This is a genomic window from Calothrix sp. NIES-2098 (assembly GCF_963875125.1).
Taxonomy (GTDB): domain Bacteria; phylum Cyanobacteriota; class Cyanobacteriia; order Cyanobacteriales; family Nostocaceae; genus Aulosira.
Window position 1 is genome coordinate 3,636,332 of record NZ_CAWNKJ010000001.1, and the last position, 22,863, is coordinate 3,659,194.

The following is a 22,863-nucleotide window of genomic DNA, read 5'->3' on the forward strand; positions in this document are numbered from 1 at the left end:
ATCTATGAAGTCAAGCCCAAATCGAATATGCAAAGCAGTACTAGTAACTTATTTAATTAAGTATCAATATTTAGGTACAGCAAATATAGACTTTTCGCTTGTGAGATTTATGGAAAGACAATCTCAGATATTCTTGGCTAATTCGTGACTATACATGATAATAGTGGAATTCCCAGTATGAAATCAGCTTTTATGTAAAATTTTCAATTTAGGTGAGGTCGCGTCAGTAAAAATTACATAAACTGCTCCCCTCCCACGTCAGCAACAAGCCCTTCAATTTTAATATCCCTTGAAATTGTTACACACGAGCATGAGCGATAAATATCTTCAGAAGCGAGCAGTATTTTGGTTACAACTGAGTATATTTGTGTTGCTTGGCAGCATGAGTTCTAGAGCAGTGCAGGCTCAAACTATTAATACTGTACAGGTGCCGCCGCAACAACTGCCACCGCCTCAAGATGTGCAACCACCTGTACCTTCCCCATCTCCTTCACCCATACAGCCGCAGCCATTACCCCCACCAGAACAGCTACTTCCCTCACCTGGCCCCACTACACCTGAGCAGCCCTTCCCAGAAAAGCTGCCAGAAACTATTGTTGTAGACAGGTTTGAAGTTGTTGGGAGTACAGTATTTAGCCAGGAAGAGTTAGCGAAAGCAACTGCGGAATTTACCAAACGGCCGATATCTTTAGCTGAGATATTTCAGGCTCGTTCTAAAATCACAGATTTATATGTCAAGAAAGGTTATATTACTTCCGGTGCTTATATTCCACCGCAAACTATCAAATCTGGGGTAGTAAGAATTCAGGTTGTTGAAGGAAAATTAGAAGAAATTCAAGTAACTGGTACTCGACGACTGAATCCGAATTATGTGCGCAGCCGTTTAGCGATCGCCACAAAAGCGCCACTGAATCGGGAACGGTTGCTAGAAGCACTGCAACTATTACAACTGAATCCTTTAATTAAAAACTTGTCTGCGGAACTATCCGCCGGTTCGCGTCCGGGTGTGAGTGTCTTACAAGTTGAAGTCAAAGAAGCAAGAACCTTTAGTTCGCAAATCGTGCTGGATAATGGGCGATCGCCTAGTGTAGGTAGTTTCCGCCGTCGATTACAAATCAATCAAGCTAACTTGCTGGGATTCGGTGATGGCTTTAATTTCGCTTACACTAATACCGATGGCAGCAATGCCTTTGATGTTGGTTATACATTACCCCTCAATGCGCGTAACGGTACCCTAGCTTTTAACTTTGGCACTACATCCAGCAATGTCATTGAAGAACCTTTTAATATCCTAGATATTCAATCCTCTTCCCGTTACTACGAAATTACCTACCGTCAGCCAATTATCCAAACTCCCACTCAAGAATTTGCTTTGGGTTTGACTGCTTCTCGGCGCGAAAGCGAAGCCAGTTATCTAGACATAGACCGCATACCCTTCCCTTCACGAGGCGCTGACGAACAAGGACGCACGCGCATTTCTGCACTGCGCTTTTTTCAGGAATGGACAAGTCGTAATAGCCGTGAAGTTATTGCTCTGCGCTCTCAATTTAACTTGGGTATAGATGTATTAAATCCAACTATTAATCAAGAAGCTCCCGACAGTCGCTTTTTCTCATGGCAAGGTCAAGCCCAGTGGGCAAGGTTGTTGGCTCCAGAAACATTGTTGCTCGTCCGTGCTAATACGCAATTAGCATCTAGAGCGCTGCTGCCTTTAGAACAGTTGGGTTTAGGTGGAATTGATAGCGTTCGCGGCTACAGACAAGATTATTTATTGACGGATAATGGTGCTTTTGCTTCCGCAGAAGTTCAAGTCCCAGTTCTGCGCCTACCCCAAATCAATAGCATTTTACAGGTGATCCCATTTGTTGACTTTGGTGTGGCTTGGAATAGTTCTAATACAGACAACCCAGACCCTAACACCTTAGCATCCGTTGGTTTAGGCCTGCGCTGGACACAAGGCGATCGCTTTACCGCCCGTCTTGATTGGGGTATTCCTTTAGTTTCTGTGGAATCCAGAGACAACACCTGGCAAGAAAACGGGTTGTATTTTTCTGTAATCTATAATCCTTTTTAACGGATAGGTAATTCAATAATAAACTCTGTGCCACTTCCTAGTTTTGAATGGCAAGTTAGCTGACCGCGATGATTATTAACCACAATTTGGTAAGCAATAGATAATCCTAGTCCTGTTCCTTTACCGATGGGTTTTGTAGTATAAAAAGCATCGAATATGTTTGTTATTTCTGCTTCGTGAATTCCCGATCCATTATCTGCAATTCGCAAAATCACTCGTTCTGCAATTGCCTCAGTTTTAATCCGAATCACGCCAGGATTTCGAGAAACTTCCTCAAAGTTTTGATTTTTTTGGATGTCTTCAATTGCATCAATTGCATTGCAAATTAGATTCATAAAAACTTGATTGAGTTCGCCGGGATAGCATTCAATGGGTGGCAATTCTCCGTATTCTTTGATTATTTGAATTGCCGGACGATAAGCATTAGGTTTGAATCGATGACCGAGAATGAGTAGCGTGCTTTCTAAACCTTCATGCAGGTTAGCCAGTTTCTTACCTGCTTCTCGATGGCGAGAGAAATTGTTTAACGATGACACAATTTCTGTAACGCGATCTGTACCAGATTGCATGGATTGAATAATTTTAGATAAATCATTTAATAAAAAGTTTATATCTTTTGTTTGAATAGCGTTTTGAATTTCCACAGGTGGGTTAGGTAGATACTTTTGATATAACTGGAGTAAATCTACAACTTCCCCAACATACTGTTCGATAAAATTTAAGTTACCAGCGATAAAATTGATGGGATTATTTACCTCATGAGCAATTCCGGCGGCTAAATGACCCAAGGTTGCTACCTTTTCTGCTTGGATGAGTTGGGTTTGAGTCTGCTGTAATTCAGCGTTTTTCGCAATCAAGGTTTTTGTGAGATTTCGCAGTTGCAGTTGGTGTTCTATGCGCACTAAGACTTCTTCATATTGAAAAGGTTTAGTAATGTAGTCTACAGCTCCCAATCGCAATCCTTTTACTTTATCAGCAGTATCAGAAAGAGCCGTCATAAAAACGATCGGAATATCCTGAAAACGCGGATCGCTTTTGAGATATTTACAAGTTTCAAACCCATCCATTCCTGGCATCATCACATCAAGTAGGATTAAGTCGGGTAAACGATCGTTGTCTAATCTTTGAATAGCTTTTTCACCACTGCGAGCCGCCCAAACTTCAAAGCTAGACCGATCTAAAAAGCTGGATAAAACTTGTAAATTAGCAGGATTATCATCCACAACTAAAATAATTCCTCTGGCAGGATCGCGATGCAGAGAATTTTTGTGGTCGTTTATAGTCGCCGTCATGCTGTTTCTACCCCATATTTAGTTAAGAAATCGAGGATTAAATCTTCGTCAAACTGCCTTGCTAATTGCCGCAATTGGTTAGCAAAGGCAGCGAAATTTTTATCTGTTTCCTCTAGTCGATCTGCCCATTTGAGAATGGCATTGAAGTTACCTTTCTTGGCTAATGTCACCAGTTCCCGCAAGACATCGGGGGAAGGTGGAGTGAATCGATCTGCTGGACGATCGCGTGTTGTCGCCGCAGAGTTGGTTGGTTGTGCTTCAGACGAAGACTGCTGGTAAATCCAGGTTAAACCTAAGTGAATCTCTAATTGATGCAGTAATTCATCTGCTTGTACGGGTTTGCTTAAAAAGGCATCACCTCCTGCTTCTAAACTGCGATTTTGGTCGGTTTCAAAGACGCTAGCAGAAGAGACAATAATTTTGACATTTTGAATATCTGGGGTATGACGCAAATGTTGAATCAATTCAAACCCATCCATTTCTGGCATGAGTAAATCTGTAATTACCAAATCTGGTTTGAGAGCGATCGCTTTTTCTAAACCTTCTTTGCCGTTGGTGGCTTCAACCACATTAAAACCCAGTGGTTGCAGTAAGTTTGTAATGACTGTGCGATTCTCCCAACGATCGTCCACCATCAAAATTGTGCGCGGACTACCTGCAAAGCCAATGATTTGTCCTTTGGATGCAGTCATCGCCGACTGTACCCACTCGCTAGCTTCAGCGATCGCTATTTCAAACCAGAAAGTACTACCTTCACCGACCTGACTTTGAACGTGGATATCGCTACCCATCATCTGCACCAACTGACGAGTAATAGCTAAACCCAGCCCAGTCCCTTCGGTCTGACGCTTTTTCTCTCCTACTTGCTCAAATGGCAAAAAAATCTTGTCCAATTCGGTTGGTGTAATGCCGATTCCTGTATCTTCTACACTAAAGCGCAGGCGATGCTCGTGACTGGGAAGTTGCTCGATTACCTCAACTTTGAAAGTAACCTGACCTTCATCTGTAAATTTAATAGCGTTCCCCAGCAGATTTAAGAGAACTTGACGTAACCTTTTAGCATCAACATGAACTCCGGCAGGTAAATTGCTGGACGGTTCATAAATAAACAAAATACCTTTTTGTTTGGCTCGAATCTGGCCAATTTCCCCAATTCCCTGTAAAAAAGATGGAAAATGCAGCTCTTGAGGATGCAGTTCCAGCTTGCGCGCTTCGATTTTAGAAAGATCTAAAATGTCGTTGATTAAGGTCAACAGATGAGAACCGCATTGTTCAATAATGTTGACATGATATTGCTCTGATTCTGGCAAACCCTGAGAACGCAGCAAAATTTGGGCACAACCTAAAATTCCATTTAAGGGTGTTCGCAGTTCGTGACTCATGTTGGCTAAAAATTCGCTCTTAGCACGGTTTGCTGTATCAGCCGCTTCTTTAGATTTTTTCAGTTGAGTCTGTTCAAACTCTTGCACCCGCCACAATACAGCAATCATCGCCACTGTCAATCCGGCGACAGTTAATGCTATCAAATCAAGAAATTGCAGTTGAGATTCAATATTTTGGCGGGGAATTACCAAAGCCACAGACCAATTAGCTTCTCGCAATGGTACAAAGGCAACATACTTCCTTGTACCGTCAATTTCCATCAACTGAATTCCCTGCTGTTTCTTGACCATCCGTTGGGCGATCGCGTTTAAATTGCGATCGGGAATTTTCAGGAGGCTGGGTGCAGGTTTTTCTACTGTTGACATTAACGTCGAGTTGGGATGGACAATCGCTTCTCCTTGAGAATTGAGGGCGAATGCATAGCTATCCTTCCCATAGTGCAGAGATTTGACTACCTTAGCGATGCGATCGACTTTTACATTTCCATGAAAGACACCAATCGGCGAACGGCTACTAGCAGAAGTTGACCAAATCGGAGTGGCGATCGCAATTAAAGGAATACCTGTGGAACGGCTGATAAAGGGATCGGAAATATTGCTGTTTCCGGCTATTGCTTTTTGAAAGTAGTCTCTATCTTTAATATTCTTATTTGATCGACCAACTTTTGTATTAGCAAACGCACCATCAGGCGTAACCATTTGGAAAAAGAAAAATTCATTGATGCGCTCAACTTCTGATTTTAAATAAGGTTCAGCCACAGACCAGTCTAAGGAGCGTATAGTTGAAGTTTGAGCTAGGGTTTCCACTTCTACTTTGCGAACGTGCAACCACTCTTCAATTTCGTCAACTCCTCTCTCTACCTGTAAAAAAGCTCTCACTCTCAAGCTTTCTAGAGTGATTTTCCGAGCAGCCTGATAGCTAAAATAAGCACAAGTACTTACAACAAGTGTAGTGATGCCGACAATAAATCGGATCTGGAAATTGCGCGAGGAGTGCATTTTGGTGTCGGATGGGCTGGAATTGTCTCTGAGCAAAGGTTTCCTCCTTAAAACAATAAGTTCGCTAAGAAGAAAAAAGGACTATATTTAGATTGCCCAAGAAATTATTCGCGATCGCGGTTAGGATTGTTAAACGTGACAAAATAATCAATTTATTTATACAAAACTTACATTGTTTAAGTTTTGATAGAGAAAGTCTTGTGAAAGCTGACTGACAAAGATTGTGAAGTAGATAACACACACTTGATCGGCAAAAGTATTGATGATATCTGCTATTTTTTAGCTAAATATTTCTGGGTATACGGGTTTTATTAGCATAAAAAGTGTGACATCTAGCATGAACATTTAATCATACGTACATAGGGGTTTAGCATTGCTAAACCCCTGAGAAGAATCTATATATACGTATCAGAATTTTCAGAAATTTATACTCATCATAAATGATTTTGCAAGAGTTCTAGAACGTGTTGCCAAGCATCAGGTGCAGCTTTTGGGTTGTAACTTGGGTGCTGGACTAAAAATGGATACTGGTCTACAAAAAATCCGGCGAAGAAGCCGTGTCCTGCGTCGTAGCGAAATACACGATGCTTAATGTGATGTTTCTTTAATTCTGCTTCAATTTGTTCAGATTCTGCTGGGGAAACTAATGCATCTCTTGTCCCAAAAAATAGATAAATAGTACCTTGAATTTTAGAGGTGCGATTAATAGTTGGAGTATCTTCACCATAACTAGAAGTGGTAATTCCACCACCATAAAAGGAAGCCGTAGCTTTGATATCCGGTAAAGTAGCAGCCATATAAGCAACATGACCGCCAAAACAGAAACCAATAGCTCCAATGGCATCATCTTTGACATTAGGTAAAGTTTGAAGGTAGGCAATAGTAGCTTGAATATCGCTGAATATTTCTTGATATTTTAGTTGTTGATAGTATTGCAAACCAAGGCGATATGCTTCTGGGCTATAACCAATATCTTCAGGGCTAAAGTCAGCTGCAAAACCCGGTGCAATACGTTGATACATTGCTGGGGCTATGGCTATATAACCTTGTTTGGCTATTAATTCGGTAATATCTCTAATATTACTATTAACTCCAAAGATTTCTGGAAAAACTATAACTGCATCAAAGATTGCTTGATGTTTTGGTTGAGCTAAATAAGCATCGATTTCTAAGCCGTTGTTAGGGATTTTGACTTTTTTAGTATGAATTTCTATCATCTTTGTTTTGTCCGATATCAGTGTAATTTCACTGTAGAAAAAATGCCACTTAAGACTCTAGAAAAAAGTTGCGGGATTTTAGTAAATTATTGCGTCGCGCTTGCAAGATTTGTTTTGGTGTAACGCCCACAATCCGCTTGAAATAGCGCGTCAAGTGGCTTTGATCGCAAAAACCTAAGCTAAGAGCAATATCTGCAATACTGAGTTCGCTATGTTGCAGTAGATATTTAGCTCGATCGATACGACATTGCAAAATGTATTGATGGGGAGTGACACCCATACTTTGCTTGAATAAACGCAAAAAGTGATATTGGCTCATCTGCGCGATCGCAGCAATGTCACTTAGCTTTATCTCCTGATGCAAATGGGCATTAATATATTCTCTCACCTGTTGCAGCGTTGACTTTGATAACCCATCTGCATAGGTAGAGATTTTAGGTTGGGTAGTGCAGTAGTTGCGTAATAGGTGAATTGCTAATGTCGTTTTTAGGCTATCAATTAGCAAATATCCTCCTATTTTGTCAGATTCTAATTCTGCTTTCAGCGCCGATAGAATACCTTGAATCAACACATCTTGCTCATTCATAAAATGGGGAATAAGTTCAATGCGATCGCAATTAACCAAATCTTGACCGACTTGTTGAAGCAGTTCAGACTCAAATGCCAAAATCATAAACTGAACTGAGGTATTCCAATTGCAGCGATGAGAAATACCCGCAGGAACGATCGCAATATCTCCGTTATTGCGCCTTTCTCTGACCATCTTTCCATCTAACCATCGTTCTCCTGATGAAATGGAAAGTGATGAGTAGGGAATTCCTTGGGCAATAACGTGCATTGTGTGCTGATGTTCGGCTATGTCAAACTTCGGCTGTTGATGGAATTCAAAATAAATACTGTCCCATCCCGAACTTGAGAGAACAGCAGGTTTGGGTACAAATGCATCTGATGCTTTCTCTTGACGGTAATCAATAACTTTGATTGTTGACCCTGGAGTGTTCATCTTTTGCTGAGACAGTTTGGGATTTGTCTATTCTGACTTTAATTACAACACAGAGAAACCATGTTACCCAAGCTACAGCAATAAACTTATCTGCTAGATTTCTAACTTTTGGATAGATGACATCTCGAACTTCTGGATGACACCAAGCATTTTTAATTTGTGCGACCTTACATAGGTAAGCATAAAGACTCAACATTAACAAGCACAAGCATAAACCATGCCAGATCAAACATTTAGACAAAACATTCCAGAAGTTGACCCAACAGAGATTGAAGATTCTCGGACTGCGATCGCCGACGAACATCGCTCGTTTCTCGAAAAAGTCATGGTCAAAGCCGGATTTGCAGATTTGTATGACGCCAGAGACTTTAGCGAAGTTGTATTTCGTGTCATGCGCGACTTGATGACCACAGATGCTATCGATCGCGTCGAGTCAGAACTACATCATGAGGCTGTACCGACTGATGAGAAAGCACTCCAGATGGAAGTGGCTGAACTTTGGAAAGATACCAACCCGATTGTGAGATTTTTAAGTCGAGTACGTCAACCTCTAAGAGGCCCGGCTCCCGTTGGCATTGATTCTAATTTATTTCTCACCAGAGTTGCTAATGAAGGCGGACTCCCAGGAACAGTTGACCGCGATCGGGCAATTCAAGCGGTGTTTTCTGCTACCAAAGATGAACTTTCTCAAGAACGGATTCAAGAAATTGCTGGTTGGCTTCCCGATCGCGTCCGCGCACTTTGGGAACAAGCATAATTAAAAACCTAATAAAATCAAGTCTGTTTGCGATCGCTAGTCACAAACAGACTTTTTATCTTAAATTATGCCAAACTAATCAATTTTTCCTGTCATTACTAGCCGCACGCCACCCATAGGAGCCAGGGTAAAGCCACGACGTTGTACTTTCACTGGTTTATCTTCCGCTAAAGCCAGCTGATATTTAGATAGAATTGTTCCCAAGACTAATTTCATTTCTAACTGAGCTAGAGCAAATCCCAAACACCGCCGACTTCCACCACCAAAAGGAAAATATTCCCAAGCAGCATACTGTCGTTCCAGAAAACGCTCTGGTTTAAACTGTTCGGGATGAGGATACAAATCTTCCCGGTAATGTATGAGGTAAATACTGGGCATTAAGGCGGTTTCAGGATAAAACTTATATCTACCAACCTTCATGACTGATTTGGTAATGCGTGCAAATAAGCCGGGAATGACTGGATACATCCGCAGCGTTTCTTGAGTGACTGCTGTTAAGTAGGGAAGATGAGCAATTTCCATTGGGTTGGGATTATCGCCTAAGCTATTTAGTTCGTGTTGCAATTTTTCTAAAATATCTGGATGTTGATGAATTTGATAGAAAGCCCAAGCAAGTGTGGTTGCAGTAGTTTCATGTCCAGCAAATAAAATTGTCAGCAACTCATCTTTTAATTCTTCATCGCTCATTGCTTGACCATTTTCATCTCTTGCTGCCATCATCAGGCTTAAAACATCGCCGCCATGAATCTCATCTTGTTTTGCTCTTTTTTCGGCAATTTCTGCTTGCAGCAAATCATGAATTTGGCGTTGTCTTTGTTTCATCCTCCCCCAAGGAGTCCAATTTCCCCAATCTTTTTGTAAGAACTGAAAAAATAACATACTAGAGCGTAGAGGAGAATCGGTCATATCTAGCCAAGCTGTAAGTAGGGATTTAAGTTTTTGATACCGTTCCCCTTCACTTAAACCAAAAACGATTTGCAAAATCACTTCAAGACTAACTTTCTGCATAGCAGATCGAGCTATAAATGGTTGACCAATTTGCCATTTACTAGCGATTTGCTCGGTAATTAAGCAGATTTGTTTGGCATAAGCTTGTAGCTTCTCACCATGAAAAGGAGGCATTAATAATTTTCGTTCTCTGCGATGGCGATCGCCATCCATTAACAATAGAGAATGCTGCCCTAGGAGAGGCTTGGCAATTTCGTTTCCGCGACCGATATCAAATTTAGCATCTTGGTTGAAAATTTCTTGAACTACTTGAGGATCGCCAATCAGTACAAAAGATCCAATCTTACCCAAATTCATGGAAAAAATATCGCCATACTTTTGTCGATTTCTTTGCTGAAATCCGATTGGATTGGCAATCCAATTGATGAGTTGCCACCAAGAAGGACTGGCGATCCTATTTGGTAATTGACTGAACATAAAATTTCCCCTCTGCTTTATCCCCATAACTCAACTCTACATGAGGGACATAGCTTGACGATAGCTCACTAAATGTTGTGTTTTATAGCTTCTCAACAGCGAGCGAAGTTATGACGCTAAGAAAATCATAAAACGCTTGATAGGTCTTGTATATTCCTTTGGTTGAATTTATTAAATTAATAATTACGCCTTTAGTAATAGATATATTTTTATCTTTAGACTGCTGTCTCAGCATTCCGAAATACTCCGCAGCTATTCAACAGTCCGCTAGCTTGATAATAGTTGGCCAGGAATATTTTTACTGTTATGTTCGCTTAATTTAATTATGCGATCGCGCTAGGCGATCGCACTAAAATACATATAGCTAAATTGATAAATCTGTACCCTATAAGTTGAATATAATTTGTGATTAAACTTTCAGCTTTCAATATTAAAATCTTGGCAGCATTGTTCATGGTTATAGATCATGCGTGCTATATTTTAATGCCAAATTTAGTGATTTTGCGCTATATTGGGCGCTTGAGTTTTCCTCTGTTTGCGTGGCTTCTGGCTGAAGGTGAAAAACACACCCGAAATGTTAACCGCTACGGAAGAAGGTTGTTGATTGCAGCCATTATCTCTCAGCCAATTTATATTCTTGCTTTTAGGAGGTTTTCACTTAATATTCTCTTAGAGCTGCTGGTTGGACTTGTGATGTTGCGTCTCATAAGGCGTTATCCGCAATTGTGGCAGCAATTGGCTATTGTAGCATTATGTGCGGCGAGCGCTAAAATCTTCCATTGTGAATACGGAGCATACGGAATTGGAGTCATTTTCTTGATGTCTCTAACCGACAAACTCAAGCCTCACATATGGGCGCTTTATTGGTGCATCTTTCACCTTGTTGCGCTAATTACTTCTGTAGATTCTCTCACTCAAAATTGGGCAATTCTTGCCGGAATTATTGTTTTTCAATTCAATGGTCAACAAGGGCCACGGGCTAGATGGTTCTATGTGTTCTACCCGGTTCATTTGTTAATATTAGGTATAATTCATTATTTGATAACTTACAAATAAAAGTGTCTCATCTCATCAAACATTCCAATGTGTTAAATCATTTTTTTAACCACGCAGGCACAAAGAACACGAAGAAAAAGGGCTTTTTTAGATATCATCTTGACAGGGCTAGCAATGCCCACCCTACATATTATTTCTTTAACCATCTGTCGCATTCTTTTTTTAAATTAGTATTGCTTGTTATGCGAGAGTGCGATCGCTAAATTTCAGGATGGCGAAACTCAAATTCTCCACACCAACCAATTTCCGGGACAAGTTTAGGTAGAGGAGGATCGGTGATGAGAGGAACCAATCTAATGATATAGCCAATATCAGCAATACCAGGACGGTTAAGTTGATACCACTGCTCTAAAGTCTCATCGTATTCTTCCAAAGATATCTGTACAGTCATACTCGATAAGTAGGCATAAATTTCTACCAAATACTCTGCTGGCGGAACTTCAATAACCTGAAAAATCTCATAATGCTGCTTGGGAGGTTTCCCGGAAATCGCATAACCTAACTCATCAGGATCGCCGCCTCCACAAAGAATTACGAATTTACCGCAAGGAATGTTTAATTTCCCAGATAAACGTCCAATCCAGTCGCGTTCTTCCTGCTCTGTTAAATCGCCTAAAACAAAGATTGTTTGATTATCAAGCGCACAGTCGCCATCAAAAAATAGAGGAATACAGATTCCGCGTCTCAATAGTTCCTCTATTTGTTGTTCTTCGCCACGACCTAAAATTTCGGAAATTTCTTCTGGCTGAAGATTACTACCTCCTAAACTTACAGAGGTAAGTACGTAGAAATGACCATCACAGAAAAACTCTTTTGATATAGGGATAGATCTACGCGACTCTAAGATTTCAGACATACACTTATATAAGTTATTATAAATACTTGATTTATCTTAACTACTTAGGTCTAGATAACTGTCAAAAATTTATGATTCGTCGCATTCGCAAAGCGATCGGGTGTTGCGATCGCCTTCTATCGCACTCTTTGTTTGGTATTAAATTTTATAGCCACGTTTGATGAGAGAAAAATACCAACTATCGGGGAGCAGTTTACGCAGCACGAGCAACAGTGGAGCAGGTTTGCCGACAGCATAGCGCAGCTTGGAACTGCGATCGCTTGCAGCTTGAAAGATTACTTTCGCAACAACTTCCGGCGATTCGCCATTTCTCCCCGCTTCTTGGGAAATGCTTTCAACAGTATCTACCAAAGATTTATACATGGGTAGATTATCGCTCATAATAAACCGCCGACTGCTGCCGTAAAACTCGGTTTTAATCGCCCCTGGTTCAATAATTTTAATCTTGATATTGAAGGGTGCTAATTCATAGTGCAAGGATTCGCTAAATCCTTCTACCGCCCATTTAGAACTGTGATAAATGCTGTATAAAGGGAAAGTAATTCGCCCTCCCATGCTGGCGATTTGAATAATTGTACCGCCACCTTGTTTCCGCATCTGGGGAATAATGGCTCGCGTAACTCGCATCAAGCCAAACACATTTGTATTGAATTGCTGTTCTATGATGTCATCTGTCATCGCCTCAAATACGCCATCGACACCAAAACCTGCATTATTGACTAAGACATCAATTTGACCGAAATCTTGGATAGCAGATGCGATCGCAGTTTGAATACTGTTACTGTCAGTAACGTCTAAAGAATATAACTTCAGGTTGGAGATGTTACATAAATCTTTGTCTTTGCTGGGGTTGCGCATAGTTGCAGCAACATTCCAGCCTTGTTGAGCAAAGTACATCGCAGCCAGTTTACCAATACCGCTGGATGTTCCGGTGATGAGGACTGTTTTAGGCATCGCTTCCGGTTAAGTGCGAATTTACAGTAAATAATCGACTATACTCCACACTCAGGTATAAATGGCTAAATTTCCTCAAAACCCAAGGCTAGATCGAGAGTGTGTTGAAGAAGCGATCGCATAATGTGCAATTATGTCAGTTTGAGTAAGTGATATTTACAATAATCAAATTTTTATATTTATTTACAACTAATGATCCGCACATAAATTGCGCGGGCTGTTTCTCTATCTATTTCCTGAGTTATATTATCAACTTTAATTTTAAAAATGGGAAGTTTCTCGATTACAGCTATCTTAGTTTCTAAATTTATACCAATTTCTAGCAATTGCTTCTGGATTTTTTCATTCGGAGTTTTGCAGAAAGTAACAATTCCTGTTTCTCCTATTCTGAGCAGTTCTAATGAACAACCCGCAACAGCAAAAGGCGTAAACATGAAAAGTCTAAATATATAGATAAGCTAAATGCATTAAAACAGCTTGCCCCAGGCTAGGATGAAGATACTTTTCATCCTTCATCCTAGTTCAAGCTATAACTGCACTCTAGACAAGATACGGTTCTTGATGAGTCTTAATCGTGCAATTAGAACGGGGGTAAGTAACACAAAGTAAAGCAAAGCCCTTAGACATTTGCTCGTCATCCAAGAAGATTTGATCGGATTGATCTACTTCACCTTCAACAACTTTACCAACACAACTAGAGCAAGAACCTGAATGACAAGAGAAGGGTAAATCAATACCATTTTCTCCTGCTGCTTCTAGGATGGTTGTATCTTCATCCACTTCAATTGTGGTGTCGAGGTCTTCTTTTTTGTTGATTAATCTAACTTGGTAGGTAGCCATTTTCCGATTCTCCTCAAACTAATACAATTAGATTTAATTTCCTGAATTTGTCAGTCGCTCTGTGCTACTCGTTGTCAAGCTACCTGAAGTGCGACTTGTGATTTGTCATTTGTCATTAGTAATTACAAATAACTAATGACTCATAACAAAAAACGGATGAAATGATGATGCAATTTAAATGTGTTGTAGTTTAGCTGCAAGGTACACCATTAGGCGTGCAATCACCAGCTTTGAAGGACTTGCCACAACCGCAATTTTCAGTTGCGTTGGGGTTGGTAAACTTAAAGCCGCTTTCCATTACCCCATCAATAAAATCGATCACAACTCCTTCTAATAACGGTGCGCTTTTCGCATCAACGTAAAGTAACACCTTGCCTTGCTCAATTACCAAATCGTCTGGTTGCGGCTTGCTAGTAATATCGATTCCATATTCATAGCCACTGCAACCACCATCTTTTACAGAAATGCGGACGCCTTTAGTCGCACCATTAGGATCGGGGGCAGAAGCGACTAAGAACGCCCGCAGACGAAATTCGGCTTTTTCTGTCAAAGTTACAGTCATCAATTCTCCTGATTTGTAGCGATGAGGTGTTCTGTTTACAGGTGGGGTATTTGTTGTTTGTCATTAGTCATTTGTTATGGGTCATTTGTAATTACAAATGGCAGAAAACAAATGACTAATAATTTTGGTGCAAATAAGCCGATCATTTTGTGCAATTACTGGTGGGTTCCATAGAACCTGATTGCGCGTATCTCCAGGGCGCATTGTTACCGCATACTGGACAAGAGCGATCGCGCTGAGAACGGCGTTTAGCAAATTCCATCCGATTTAGGTCTATTGTCAACAGTTGTGACAGTAACGGTTGACTAAAACCAGTGATCAACTTGATCGCTTCTAAAGCCGTTAGACAAGCTAATGTCCCAGAAACAGCGCCTAAAACTGAAAATCCACGCCTATCCCAATCAGGCTTTTCTGGAAACAGACAAGATAAACAAGGAGTCACACCAGGAATAATCGTAGTCAGGTAAGCCTCCATCCCATCCATTGCTGCTTCCACCATTGGTTTTCGCCAACGCACACAAGCTGCATTCAACAAATTGCGTTCGGTAAAATTGTGGGCGCAGTCAAGAGCCATATCAGCTGACTGTACCAACTCATCTACATTTTCTGGGGTGATGTAATCATGAATTGCTTCGACTTGGACATCAGGATTAATCGCGTCCAGAGTTTCTTTAGCTTTGAATACCCTTGGCTTACCTACCCAATCGTCACTCATGAGGATCTGACGATTCATATCATCTAGCCGCAGGTCTCCACCCCGAACTAAGATTAGTCGCCCAACGCCCGCTACTGCTAGGTAAAGCGCCGCCGTACCGCCTAATCCCCCCACACCTGTAACCAGAACCGTCGCTGACTTCAGGCGCTTCTGAGCTAGTTCGCCAAAGTTAGGGAGCATCATTTGGCGACTATAGCGTTCTAATTCGGTAGGCGTCAGGTTTACCACTTTTTACCTCCTAATCAGAAGTGATTTCTGTCAGCTTGACTACATTTTTTGGCTTATCGTTAAACACCTTAAATAGCTTTTGTTCTTGAGGTGTTGATTCGATAAATACCTCATAGGCTTTTTGCAAAGCTATGGCATATTGATTGAGTTTTTCCTCTGCGCTTAAATCGGGAGAATTCTCATCAATTTCTCTCATGAATTGAGAGAATTTTTTTAAAATATGTAGACGATTTACATTCACAAATTTTTGGTCGTAGGGCAGGTTAAAAAACTGAAAGAATTCCTCTGCATCTACGAGCTGCTTGAACTCATCAATAGTCCTGCTCATTGACCCTTCTCCATTTTTTTAAGCTGTTTCTTAAGTTCATCTAACTCGCGATAGATGGCATAAGTCTCAGCTGCAACATCCATTAGTTTCTCAAAGTCTGTTGGTAGTCCCTCTGCTAAGTCATGCAGATCCATTTTCATTTGACCTGCTTTACTATTGAGGCGTCTGATCTTACCTTTTAGCTCCTCAATACTTTTATCTTCTGCTTGCACCATCAGCCTCTCCTTATTAAAAAGTGCTGAGTGCTGAGTGATAAGTACAAAGTTAAGAATTATGCAATACATAATTCCTAATGTTTAAATTCTCACTCAGGACTCAAGACTTATGAATATTAAAGCTTGCCAACTTCCGGGAAGCGTTTTGCTAAATCAATGCCTTTTTCTATGAGTTTGGCTCCTTCTTCTGCAACTTTTTCTAAGGAATCAAAACCAAAGCGATGAGCATCTCTTAAGGTTCTGGCTACTAACAAAAGACGACCAGAAAACACAAGTACCCAGCCAAATCCTTCATGGCTTAAGTCAACTACGACTTGAGAAATTAAACCTGTTTCTTTTTCAATACAAGCAGCTACAGCCCGGTAAAATGCCATAATCCGAGCTTTAGTCAGGGGATCTACTTCACCATCTAGAGGAATTTCGCGTTTCTTTTGTTTGGTGACAACATAGGGTTTGAGAATTAAATCATCTGCCCAATTACGGTAAGTACCGTAAGTATCTTGTCCGCGAATTTGTTGCACGATCGCTTTCAGGAAAGGTGAGTTTACTACTGTGCTGCTAGCAGTACCGTTAAGGCTATTATCTATGCTCATACTGTTGCTTCATTTTCTAATTCATCGGCAAAGGTTGTGTCTTTTTGCTTTAAAGCTTTACGCAACCAAGGTGGAGGATTACCTTTGAGTGTTTGAACTAATTTAGTTAACACTTCTACGATTTCTTCTTCTTCCGATCGCGCTTTAATTGGGGTGACACCTTTTTTAATTAAACGAGCAGCAGCACTACCACCAATTGCTAATACATAAACAATTGTGCAGTCCTCTAGCGCTGCCAATTTTGGTGTGATTTTATCCTCGTTACCATCTTCTTTGAGGTCGCCTTCAAAGGTCAAAGTCTCAACAAATGAATATCCCTCATCTGAGACTTCATAAACCTCAATTTGTCTTGCCCATCCGAAGTGAGCATTAATATGAACTCGGTCACTTGTCGTAAAGGCAATTTTCATTTTTATTTGTCCTCTCTTACAAAGTTCTGATCGCCGGAAGCCGACGCTCCGACTTTGCGCTTTGTCATTTGTTGTTGGTCAAGAGTCAAAAGTCCAAAGTCAACAGTATATAAATATTGACTCTTGACTCCTACCAATCTCCATGAAAGTGTTTAACTCTCTCTTCTTCTGCTTCTAAAAAGAGGTTTCCCATACCAAATAAAAGCTCCATTGTGCCTCTGTAACCGACTTTGGTAAATTGACCGTTACCTAAGCGATCGTAAATAGGGATTCCTAAACGATAGAGGGGAACAGAAAGACGCTTTGCGATCGCACCGACGTTAGAATTGCCAATCAACAAGTCTGAGCCTGCTGCTAGGTCTTCAAAGTCTTCTAAATCGCCGATGGTTACGCTTTTGATGGGGAGTTGTTCCAAAAGAGGCGATCGCGTTGTTGTCACCGCAGCATGAATTTGCGCTCCCATTGATTGTAGGAAATGCACTGCTGACCACAACAAATCTGGTTCTAAAGCTAAAGATACGCGTTTAGCACCAAAATAAAAGTGAGTATCTAACATTGCGTCTTGCAGTTGGCGACGCTGGCGGCGATATTTTTCAGGGACACTGTTACCGCTAAGAACGGCTAAGGCGTGGAGGAATTCGTCTACAGGCTCTAATCCTGTGAGTTGACCAAAAACTTCGTAAGGAATACCAAACCGTTCTTGGAGGATTCGCGCTGCACCGCGCATACTTTCACCAAGTGCGATCGTGAAGGCTGAACCGCCAACTTCTTTGAGTTGTGCAACAGTTGTTCCGCTAGCTGTAATCGCACTATAAGAATCTTCTAAGTGTCCATCTAAGGAAGCACTCAAATCGGGTACAACGATGGGAACTAACCCAAAGCTAGTCACCATCTCTTTGATTTCTTGGATATCCCCTGGTGTAAAAGAGGAACCAGCCAGAATTGTCACTTGCTCAATTCTGGTTGCACAAAGTCGAGGAATTTCCTTAACGATACTTTCTACAGCAACTGCAAAGCCATCTTGCAAAGCACCTTTAAAATCTGGTGTCGGAGCAAAGATAATTGGTAGGCGATCCAATTCTGGATGTCGTTCCCGAATCTCTTTCAGGAAACGTTCTATGTCATCGCCTCTAGTTTCTGTTAACCCAGTGCTACATAGACCGATAATTTCTGGCTGGGACTTCTCTACCAGAGTGAGAATTGCTTGTTCCACATTTTCTTCACCACCCAAAATGGTAGTTACTTCTGTCATGGCTGTAGTTGCTAGGGGAATTGCTTCCCGAAAATGCCGTACTAACACAACTTTGGCAAAAGCAGTACAACCTTGCGAACCGTGAAACAAGGGAATCATTCCCTTCAATCCCAAAAAGGCTAAAGATGCACCTAAAGCTTGGCTTTGCTTTAAAGGATTAACTGTAACTGGTTTGTTGGGAGCAGTAACGATCGCCATTAGCTAACCTCTTCTACTAAGCCGGTTTCATCAGACGCGGTGAAAAACCCTGTTTCCTCATCCCAAGGCGCAGGCTTGCGGATTTGTTCCCAAATTGGGCTATAGAGAGCTTCATACAGTTCTCGTGCCATTTCTACCATTCCCACATAACCTGCATACGGATGGTGGCGTTCTTGGTTAATGTCGAGGAAGGGAATCCGGGCTTTGAGGGCTGTATATTGGTTACGACCACCAGCAATTAACATATCGGCATTGGTATCTTTCACCAGTTGCAGCAGTTCTTTAGCATTGCCTTTTTCCAGCATGATGCCTTCTGTACCGAGTAATTTCTTAATTTTGGCTTTGTCTTCTTCTGTACTTTTTCTAGTGCTGGTGGCGACAACTTCTATACCTAAGTCTTTTGCTGCGGAGATAATTGACCAACTCTTGACACCGCCAGTATATAAGACAACGCGCTTGCCTTTGAGGCGGGCACGATAGGGAGCCAAAGCTAAATCTAGGGCAGCAGTTTCTTCGGCAATTAGCTTTTCTGTACGTTCTTGCAGATCGGGATCTCCCAATTTGGCAGCAATATTCCGCAGACAACGGTTCATGTCATCGATGCCGTAGAAAGACTCTTCAATGTAAGGGATACCGTAACGCTCCTCCATTTTTCTGGCCATGTTGAGCAATGCGCGCGAGCAGATCATTACATTCAACTTGGCACGATGAGCGTAGGTTATTTCTTGATAGCGAGCATCACCTGTAATTTTCGATAAGACACGGATGCCCAATTTTTCTAACAGTGGCGTCACTCCCCACATTTCGCCGGCGATGTTGTACTCACCGATTAAGTTAATATCATAGGGCGTCGTGTACTCTGGTTCTGCTGTACCAACTACATATTCCAGCAAAGCTTCACCGCCAAAGCGATTACCCAAGTTTTTACTCCCAATAAATCCCGGAGCAATTACCGGAATCACTGGAGTACCAATTTTTTCTGCCGCAGTTTTGCAAATAGCATCAATATCATCACCAATCAAAGCAGTCACGCAGGTAGCGTAGACAAATACGGCTGCTGGATTGTAGCGTTTATGTATTTCGAGGATGGCTTTGTAGAGCTTCTTTTCGCCACCAAAGATTACATCATTTTCGCTTAAGTCAGTGGTAAACCCCGTTTTGTAGAGTGTGGGGCCAGAAGAGAGACTACCACGACTTCCCCAGGAATTTCCAGCACAAGCGATCGGCCCGTGAACTAAATGAGCCGCATCAGTAATTGGTACTAAAGCAATCATTGCGCCATCAAAAGCACAACCGCCTTGAGCCGCGCCTGGTTGCGCTTGTTGGGCGCAAGACTTGTTTTTCTTTTCGCTTTGTTTGTGCTGATTATGTTCGCATCCTGGCTCACTAAGCAGCTCGTTAATTTTGCCTTGGGTGATTTTCATCTCTCTTCTCTTTTTGGATGGCAGTTGTAATTTGTCATTTGTCCTTCGTCATTTGTCATTTGAATAACCAATAACTAATAATTAATAACTAATAACTAATGACCAATGACTTTTGACTCTTGACTAAAGGTAATGGGTAATGTGTAGCAACTAATTTCTAACAAATGTATTTGGTGACATCCTCTCCACATTCATCCGCAAGGTAAGAGAGGGCGCGAAAACGCAACATCACAAACTCGTCATATAGCGGATTGAGTTTGCATAATGCTGGGATATGGTAAGTCCGCCCAAATAAATTAATATTGCGCTCGAAGGGGCAACAACAAGGTATGACTTGACAAATTAAATGGGCAAAGCGAGCATTTTTGACTGCAATTCCATCTACCAACCGACGCAAAGGATTCAAGATATCAAAAGTACCAGAGCGTTTATAGTTAGGTGGATGATAGTTAGGATGAGGGTGAGGGTGAGAATGGGAGTGATTGCGCGTGATAGTTTCCATAATCAATACTTCAGGTATGAGGAAAAAGTAAAAAGTGAAAAAGAAATATCTTTTTACTTTTTACTTTTTAGACACGTCGCGAGTGAATGTGATTCTTAACGAATCAAGTCGTAGGAAATATCGGTCTTAGAAGGAATGTTGGTGTTGTGATCGATTTCCTCGAAGATTGTGTTAACAACCCAGTTGAGGAGGTTGATTACACCTTGGTAGCCGATGGTGCTGTAGCGGTGCAGGTGGTGGCGATCCATGATGGGATAGCCAATTCTGACTAGGGGAACCTTGCAATCGCGCCACAGGTACTTACCGTAGGAATTACCGATTAACAGGTCTACTGGCTCGGTGAACAGAAGAGAACTAATGCGCTGGCGATCGAGTAAAATTAAGCTAACGCTTCTATGGGTTGATATATGGACGTTTGGGGTTATGCACGGGTTTCAACAGATGAGCAAGCGGAAGATAAAGGCGCGTTAATTAAGCAAATGCGGCGGTTGCGTGATGCTGGTGCAACGCACATATATTACGACGTAGAAAGCCGTACTAGCGATCGCCGTAAAGGTCTTTTACAGTTAATTGAAGATATTAATGCATCTGCACTTGGGAAAGTATCGAAGTTGTTATTTATTCGCATCGACCGTTTAACATCTTCATCAATGACCTTTTATCGGTTGATGGATGCGTTAAAAAAGAAAGGTATACAGCCCTATGCGCTAGATGAGCCTTTCGATTTATCGAGTATTGGTGGTGAGTTAACAATCGATGTGCGACTAGCAGCATCTAAATATGAGGTGAAAATGCTAGCAATGCGAGTCAAAAAAGAGCGCGACACCCGCAAAGAAAATAAAAAACCTCACTGGAATGCACCATTGGGGTATATTGTTGAGGATGACAAATACAAACGAGACGATCGTCCTTGTGTTTGTTTAATTGAAGGTAAGAGAGAGTTCACGCGATCGCAATTAATGCGATTTGTCTTTGATACATTTTTCGCCGTAGGTACGGTGTCTCAAACAGCAAAAGTACTGCACGATACTTTCGGTATTCAAGCAAATGCTATTCCCAAAGCCACTGATACCAGAATTAACCGCCTAGAAGAATCAGAAGAAATCGTACTAGAGAATATCAACAAATCTCGTGGAGGTGCATTAAATCTGCGTTATCCGCACACAGGATTAAAGTGGTCGGTTTCTGGATTACGCTCTATACTCGTAAATCCTATATATGCAGGTGGGACACCATATAATGTGATGGTTCGTCCTAAAGGACATCGCAAACCCTTCGATGAATGGGAAGTTACCTGGGAAACCCACGAGGATGAAGCGATTATTACCCGTGAGGAACACGAACGCATCAAAGCCACGATTCGTGAGAACCGCAATAACCGATGGGCTACCGAGCAAAAATATGTTAACCCTTTCGCCAACTTAGTTAAATGCGCTCATTGTGGTGCTGCTTATAGTCGCCAGTGCAAGAAATTGGTTAAACGCAAAGGCTTTGTCCGTCATCACTATCAATGCAGTTTTTATCGGACTGGTGCTTGTGATAACGGACGCATGATTGCTTCTGATGAATTAGAAAAACAAGTAATTAACCATCTAATTCGTGAAGCCGAAAGGTTAGCAGGACTAGTAGAACAAACAGTTGATTCTACCGAAGAATCGCCAGAAATTAAAACACTCAGGGCTTCTTTAAATACTTTAGAAGCATTACCATCAAATCCAGCAATTGAAAAAGCTAAAGAAGATATTAGGATGCAGATAGCAACGGCTGTTGCTACGAACAATAACGCATCTAAACAATATTTAATAGCTAAAGAAAGAATTGTGCTTGCATTCTCAAATGAGAGATATTGGCAAGGTTTGGAACCAGAAGATAAACAAGCTTTACTTAAAGGTTGTATCAAAAGAATAGTGGTAGATGGCAACCTGGTGACAGGAGTTGAACTATTATACCTACATTAAGCAACTTTTTTAGATTTACGCTGCTTAGTAGATTTTTTCTGTGGCTTTATCTGATGCATCTGAGCTTTTTGTAGTTCTAGCTCCCGTTGCTCAAATTCAATCACTGTTCGTGCAACTAATTCGGCTAGTGTTTCACATCGTTTCATTTGCAGCGGCTCCATCATTACTTTTAAAATAGCGAAAAAAATAAAAACTTCTGTTAACTGCAAGCTTTTTTTATGTAGTAAAAATCAACCGCTTAGTTCTGGATAGAAAGCGCTGTGACGTATTTTATTTGCTAATGAAAATTGTTTGCAAATAATAGGGTAAAACTTGATGCTCGGTATCATAATTGCAGTATCTGTAGGGTGGGCATTGCCCACCATATTCGGGTTTTTGTGGGCTACTTCTTTTAGAAGTCGGGGAGCTAGTCAGTGCAAGAGCGATCGCTCATCAAACCAAACCCATCATTTAAGAGATTTCGTAGAATTCTTAAGGTTTTTTTTATTAAATAATCAGAGAGGTACTGCTAGGATTCCCTATAATCCTAAATAAGCGTATAATCGCTGCTTCAAAATTTATATTTAAAAAAATTTGCTGTTCTGACGAAAAAGTAAATGCGAGATTACGCAAATATATTTAGT

Annotated in this window: 25 protein-coding genes; 4 read left to right on the plus strand and 21 right to left on the minus strand. The window is 41.2% G+C overall.

The window, feature by feature from the left end:
* Positions 1 to 310: 310 nt before the first annotated feature.
* Positions 311 to 2,074: a ShlB/FhaC/HecB family hemolysin secretion/activation protein gene (locus AACU33_RS15185; RefSeq protein ID WP_096589489.1), complete on the plus strand. Its 1,764-nt coding sequence runs from the start codon at positions 311 to 313 to the stop codon at positions 2,072 to 2,074.
* On the opposite strand, the gene AACU33_RS15190 is transcribed toward AACU33_RS15185, so the two are convergent.
* The 5 genes from AACU33_RS15190 to AACU33_RS15210 form a co-directional block, all read right to left on the minus strand.
* Positions 2,071 to 3,366, minus strand: a complete 1,296-nt coding sequence (locus AACU33_RS15190) for a sensor histidine kinase (RefSeq protein ID WP_096589490.1) — start codon at positions 3,364 to 3,366, stop codon at positions 2,071 to 2,073. The genes AACU33_RS15185 and AACU33_RS15190 overlap by 4 nt on opposite strands.
* A complete protein-coding gene (locus AACU33_RS15195; protein WP_096589491.1) occupies positions 3,363 to 5,747 on the minus strand; it encodes a hybrid sensor histidine kinase/response regulator in 2,385 nt (794 codons plus the stop codon). The genes AACU33_RS15190 and AACU33_RS15195 overlap by 4 nt, the downstream gene beginning before the upstream one ends.
* A 434-nt stretch (positions 5,748 to 6,181) precedes the next feature.
* Positions 6,182 to 6,964 (minus strand): dienelactone hydrolase family protein, encoded by a 783-nt coding sequence (locus AACU33_RS15200; RefSeq protein WP_339376027.1) that lies wholly within the window; start codon positions 6,962 to 6,964, stop codon positions 6,182 to 6,184.
* 49 nt (positions 6,965 to 7,013) lie between these two features.
* The gene (locus tag AACU33_RS15205) at positions 7,014 to 7,967 is read right to left on the minus strand and encodes an AraC family transcriptional regulator (protein WP_096589493.1); all 954 of its coding nucleotides are present in this window, start codon (positions 7,965 to 7,967) and stop codon (positions 7,014 to 7,016) included.
* Positions 7,933 to 8,163, minus strand: coding sequence for a hypothetical protein (locus AACU33_RS15210; protein WP_339376028.1), 231 nt, complete (start codon positions 8,161 to 8,163; stop codon positions 7,933 to 7,935). The genes AACU33_RS15205 and AACU33_RS15210 overlap by 35 nt, the downstream gene beginning before the upstream one ends.
* Positions 8,164 to 8,184: 21 nt before the next feature.
* Here AACU33_RS15210 and AACU33_RS15215 point away from each other — a divergent pair, with 21 nt between their 5' ends.
* The gene (locus AACU33_RS15215; protein ID WP_096589494.1) at positions 8,185 to 8,724 is read left to right on the plus strand and encodes a DUF2267 domain-containing protein; all 540 of its coding nucleotides are present in this window, start codon (positions 8,185 to 8,187) and stop codon (positions 8,722 to 8,724) included.
* 75 nt (positions 8,725 to 8,799) lie between these two features.
* On the opposite strand, the gene AACU33_RS15220 is transcribed toward AACU33_RS15215, so the two are convergent.
* Complete coding sequence (locus tag AACU33_RS15220) at positions 8,800 to 10,149, minus strand: cytochrome P450 (RefSeq protein ID WP_096589495.1); 1,350 nt, start codon at positions 10,147 to 10,149, stop codon at positions 8,800 to 8,802.
* 405 nt (positions 10,150 to 10,554) lie between these two features.
* On the opposite strand from AACU33_RS15220, the gene AACU33_RS15225 reads away from it, so the two are divergent.
* On the plus strand, positions 10,555 to 11,205 hold the full coding sequence (locus AACU33_RS15225; RefSeq protein ID WP_339376029.1) for a TraX family protein: 651 nt from the start codon (positions 10,555 to 10,557) through the stop codon (positions 11,203 to 11,205).
* Between the two features lie 199 nt (positions 11,206 to 11,404).
* Here AACU33_RS15225 and AACU33_RS15230 read toward each other — a convergent pair whose 3' ends face one another.
* From AACU33_RS15230 to AACU33_RS15295, 14 genes are all read right to left on the minus strand, one after another.
* Positions 11,405 to 12,061: a hypothetical protein gene (locus AACU33_RS15230; RefSeq protein WP_096589497.1), complete on the minus strand. Its 657-nt coding sequence runs from the start codon at positions 12,059 to 12,061 to the stop codon at positions 11,405 to 11,407.
* A gap of 138 nt (positions 12,062 to 12,199) precedes the next feature.
* Positions 12,200 to 13,015, minus strand: a complete 816-nt coding sequence (locus AACU33_RS15235; RefSeq protein ID WP_096589498.1) for an SDR family oxidoreductase — start codon at positions 13,013 to 13,015, stop codon at positions 12,200 to 12,202.
* 179 nt (positions 13,016 to 13,194) lie between these two features.
* A complete protein-coding gene (locus tag AACU33_RS15240; protein ID WP_096589499.1) occupies positions 13,195 to 13,449 on the minus strand; it encodes a FeoA family protein in 255 nt (84 codons plus the stop codon).
* A gap of 106 nt (positions 13,450 to 13,555) precedes the next feature.
* Positions 13,556 to 13,855, minus strand: a complete 300-nt coding sequence (locus AACU33_RS15245) for a 2Fe-2S iron-sulfur cluster-binding protein (RefSeq protein ID WP_096589500.1) — start codon at positions 13,853 to 13,855, stop codon at positions 13,556 to 13,558.
* 190 nt (positions 13,856 to 14,045) lie between these two features.
* A complete protein-coding gene (locus AACU33_RS15250; RefSeq protein ID WP_096589501.1) occupies positions 14,046 to 14,417 on the minus strand; it encodes a HesB/IscA family protein in 372 nt (123 codons plus the stop codon).
* Between the two features lie 142 nt (positions 14,418 to 14,559).
* The gene (locus AACU33_RS15255) at positions 14,560 to 15,360 is read right to left on the minus strand and encodes a HesA/MoeB/ThiF family protein (protein WP_096589502.1); all 801 of its coding nucleotides are present in this window, start codon (positions 15,358 to 15,360) and stop codon (positions 14,560 to 14,562) included.
* 10 nt (positions 15,361 to 15,370) lie between these two features.
* On the minus strand, positions 15,371 to 15,688 hold the full coding sequence (gene nifW, locus AACU33_RS15260) for a nitrogenase-stabilizing/protective protein NifW (RefSeq protein ID WP_096589503.1): 318 nt from the start codon (positions 15,686 to 15,688) through the stop codon (positions 15,371 to 15,373).
* Positions 15,685 to 15,903, minus strand: a complete 219-nt coding sequence (locus AACU33_RS15265) for a CCE_0567 family metalloprotein (protein ID WP_096595263.1) — start codon at positions 15,901 to 15,903, stop codon at positions 15,685 to 15,687. The genes nifW and AACU33_RS15265 overlap by 4 nt, the downstream gene beginning before the upstream one ends.
* Positions 15,904 to 16,019: 116 nt before the next feature.
* The gene (locus AACU33_RS15270; RefSeq protein ID WP_096589504.1) at positions 16,020 to 16,496 is read right to left on the minus strand and encodes a NifX-associated nitrogen fixation protein; all 477 of its coding nucleotides are present in this window, start codon (positions 16,494 to 16,496) and stop codon (positions 16,020 to 16,022) included.
* Positions 16,493 to 16,906, minus strand: a complete 414-nt coding sequence (nifX, locus tag AACU33_RS15275; RefSeq protein ID WP_339376030.1) for a nitrogen fixation protein NifX — start codon at positions 16,904 to 16,906, stop codon at positions 16,493 to 16,495. Before nifX ends, AACU33_RS15270 begins: the two co-directional genes overlap by 4 nt.
* Before the next feature lie 130 nt (positions 16,907 to 17,036).
* Positions 17,037 to 18,356, minus strand: coding sequence for a nitrogenase iron-molybdenum cofactor biosynthesis protein NifN (gene nifN, locus AACU33_RS15280; protein WP_096589506.1), 1,320 nt, complete (start codon positions 18,354 to 18,356; stop codon positions 17,037 to 17,039).
* Entirely contained in the window at positions 18,356 to 19,780 is a 1,425-nt protein-coding gene (gene nifE, locus AACU33_RS15285; protein WP_096589507.1) for a nitrogenase iron-molybdenum cofactor biosynthesis protein NifE, read from the minus strand. The genes nifN and nifE overlap by 1 nt, the downstream gene beginning before the upstream one ends.
* 157 nt (positions 19,781 to 19,937) lie before the next feature.
* Positions 19,938 to 20,282, minus strand: a complete 345-nt coding sequence (locus tag AACU33_RS15290; protein ID WP_096589508.1) for a Mo-dependent nitrogenase C-terminal domain-containing protein — start codon at positions 20,280 to 20,282, stop codon at positions 19,938 to 19,940.
* A gap of 95 nt (positions 20,283 to 20,377) precedes the next feature.
* Entirely contained in the window at positions 20,378 to 20,707 is a 330-nt protein-coding gene (locus AACU33_RS15295; RefSeq protein ID WP_339376506.1) for a nitrogenase component 1, read from the minus strand.
* Here AACU33_RS15295 and xisF point away from each other — a divergent pair.
* Entirely contained in the window at positions 20,690 to 22,240 is a 1,551-nt protein-coding gene (gene xisF, locus AACU33_RS15300; RefSeq protein ID WP_096589509.1) for a fdxN element excision recombinase XisF, read from the plus strand. The genes AACU33_RS15295 and xisF overlap by 18 nt on opposite strands.
* Here xisF and AACU33_RS15305 read toward each other — a convergent pair.
* Positions 22,237 to 22,449, minus strand: a complete 213-nt coding sequence (locus tag AACU33_RS15305; protein WP_339376031.1) for a hypothetical protein — start codon at positions 22,447 to 22,449, stop codon at positions 22,237 to 22,239. The two genes, xisF and AACU33_RS15305, sit on opposite strands and share 4 nt — an antisense overlap.
* Positions 22,450 to 22,863: the final 414 nt, after the last annotated feature.